Source organism: Nocardioides sp. CPCC 206348, from assembly GCF_048654705.1.
Taxonomy (GTDB): domain Bacteria; phylum Actinomycetota; class Actinomycetes; order Propionibacteriales; family Nocardioidaceae; genus Nocardioides.
Window position 1 is genome coordinate 47,309 of sequence record NZ_JBMCZA010000241.1, and the last position, 523, is coordinate 47,831.

The 523-nt window shown below is 69.8% G+C and carries 1 protein-coding gene and 1 pseudogene; one reads left to right on the top strand and one right to left on the bottom strand.

Features of this window, described 5'->3' with window-relative positions:
• On the bottom strand, nt 1-264 hold a 264-nt coding region (locus ACOADB_RS28275), incomplete at its 3' end, for a neutral/alkaline non-lysosomal ceramidase N-terminal domain-containing protein (RefSeq protein WP_378607046.1).
• A gap of 146 nt (nt 265-410) precedes the next feature.
• Here ACOADB_RS28275 and ACOADB_RS28280 point away from each other — a divergent pair.
• Nucleotides 411-523, top strand: a pseudogene (locus ACOADB_RS28280) (SAM-dependent methyltransferase); the annotation flags it as partial.

A 523-nucleotide genomic window follows, 5' to 3' on the forward strand; every position in this document is an offset into this window, starting at 1 on the left:
GTTGCCCGGGCCGTAGGTGTCGCCGAACCGCTCGCGCAGTCGCTCGTGGACGGCAGCGACGCCCGCCTGGAAGAACATGCCGATGTCGGCGACGACGAAGGCCACCCGCCGGGTGCCGTCATCGAGCACGAACGCGCGGGCGTACTGCCGCGAGAGGATCCCGTTGCTGCGCTGGTCGGGCATTCCGTAGCCCATCATCGCGACGCCCCACGGCTCGCCCGTCACGTCGGCGATCCCTCGCCCGACCAACCATCCGTTGCCCACGGGCGGACGCTATCGGACCCATCCCGCCAGGTTGATTGATATCAATCAACCTGCGCAGGGCATGACCGGTGGACACCCACCGCCGATCGTCCGATCATCGACGGATGGCCCTCTTCGCGGTCTCCGCCACCGCCTACGCCCGGTTCATGGGCAGGTTCTCCAGCCCGCTGGGCCCACCCTTCGCCGACCTGGGCCTGGCAGGTGTCGCCCCCACCGGAAGCGTCCTGGACGTCGGGTGCGGGCCGGGCATGCTCACCAC